Origin of the sequence: Mycobacterium talmoniae (genome assembly GCF_001854525.1) — a bacterium.
Taxonomy (GTDB): domain Bacteria; phylum Actinomycetota; class Actinomycetes; order Mycobacteriales; family Mycobacteriaceae; genus Mycobacterium; species Mycobacterium talmoniae.
In genome coordinates this window covers 1-1,814 of the sequence record NZ_MLQM01000321.1, presented here as the reverse complement: position 1 = coordinate 1,814, position 1,814 = coordinate 1, and the positions used below count along the sequence as shown (strand labels likewise).

Annotated in this window: 2 protein-coding genes and 1 rRNA gene; all 3 read left to right on the top strand. The window is 72.8% G+C overall.

Annotation, left to right across the window (positions count from 1 at the left end; all coding sequences use genetic code 11):
- Positions 1-101, top strand: a 5S ribosomal RNA gene (gene rrf / locus BKN37_RS27030); the annotation flags it as partial.
- Positions 102-242: 141 nt separating this feature from the next.
- Complete coding sequence (locus BKN37_RS27025; RefSeq protein ID WP_083342079.1) at positions 243-1,058, top strand: tetratricopeptide repeat protein; 816 nt, start codon at positions 243-245, stop codon at positions 1,056-1,058.
- A gap of 1 nt (position 1,059) precedes the next feature.
- On the top strand, positions 1,060-1,814 hold a 755-nt coding region (locus BKN37_RS27020), incomplete at its 3' end, for an HAD-IIA family hydrolase (RefSeq protein WP_071030360.1).

Here is a 1,814-nt window from a genome sequence, read left to right as displayed (position 1 = left end):
AGCGACAGGGAAACGCCCGGACCCATCCCGAACCCGGAAGCTAAGCCTGCCAGCGCCGATGATACTACCCACCCGGGTGGAAAAGTAGGACACCGCCGAACACAACCACAAGCCCTGTGCCCCCCAAAACCAATTTGGGGGGCACAGGCATATCTATACCTAGCCATTAATTGTGGCGTTCTGGAAGGCGGCCGTATCCTTTGGCGAGAGCAGGACAGCCGACGGGAAACGGAAGGCATCAGGTGGTCAAAGACACCCAAGGCGGCAGCACACAGCGGCGCGGCCGGCCCACGGGCGGCACTGGCGCCGGCGGGGGCCGGCGCGGACCCCGCGACCAACGCCCCGACCGGCCGCGTCGAGCACAGCCGTCGCAGGCCACCGAGGAGCGGCCGCGCCGGGACGGGCCGGCGATCCCGCCAGAGGTGGAGGCCAAGCAGCTGGCGCCCGAGATCCGGCGGGAGCTCAGCACCCTGGACCGCGGCACCGCCGATGCGGCGGCGCGGCACCTGGTGGCGGCCGGCGAACTGCTCGACGACGACCCCGAAGCCGCGCTGCAGCACGCGCGGGCGGCGCGGGCCCGCTCGGCGCGGATCGCGGCGGTGCGGGAAGCCGTCGGCATCGCGGCCTACCACTGCGGTGACTGGGCTCAGGCGTTGGCCGAACTGCGCGCGGCCCGCCGGATGGGCAGCAAATCGTCGCTGCTGCCGATGATTGCCGACTGCGAACGCGGCCTGGGCCGCCCGCAACGGGCGATCGAGCTGGCCCGCGGCGAGGAGGCCGCCCAACTGTCCGGCGACGAGGCCGACGAACTGCGGATCGTCACCGCCGGCGCCCGCGCCGACCTCGGTCAGCTGGAGCAGGCACTGACCCTGCTGTCCACCCCGCAGCTCGACCCCACCCGCACCGGCACCACCGCGGCCCGGCTGTTCTACGCCTACGCCGACACCCTGTTGGCGGTGGGCCGGGCCGAGGAGGCGATCCAATGGTTCGTGCGCTCGGCGGCCGCCGACACCGACGGGGTCACCGACGCCGAGGACCGGATCAGCGAGCTGAGCTGACGTGATCACCCTGGCGCAGGGCCACGACTGCCTGCTGATCGACCTGGACGGCACGGTGTTTCGGGGCAGCGAACCCACCGCCGGCGCGGTCTACGCGCTGGAGCAGGCCCGCCCGCACAGCCGCACCCTGTTCATCACCAACAACGCGTCCCGCAGCGCCGAGCAGGTCGCCGGCCACCTGCGCGAACTGGGGTTCACCGCGGCCGCCGAGGATGTGGTCACCAGCGCCCAGACCGCGGCCCACCTGCTGGCCGCGCAGCTGCCGGCCGACGCCCGGGTGCTGATCGTGGGCACCGAGTCGCTGGCCGACGAAATCGCGGCGGTCGGGCTGCGGCCGGTGCGCCGCTGGGACGACGATCCGGTCGCGGTGGTCCAAGGACACTCCACCGACACCGGCTGGGCCGACCTGGCCGAGGCGGCGTTGGCCATCCGGGCCGGCGCGCTGTGGATGGCGGCCAACGTCGATCGCACCCTGCCCTCGGAGCGGGGTCTGCTGCCCGGCAACGGATCCATGGTGGCGGCGCTGCGTGCGGCCACCGACGCGGAACCCCGGGTCGCCGGCAAGCCGTCGCCGACCTTGATGACCGATGCGTTGGCCCGCGGCGACTTTCACACCCCGCTGGTCGTCGGCGACCGGCTGGACACCGACATCGCCGGCGCCAACGCCGCCGGGCTACCCAACCTGATGGTGCTCACCGGGGTGAACACGGCCCGCGACGCGGTATACGCTGCGCCCGCCGAACGCCCCACCTACCT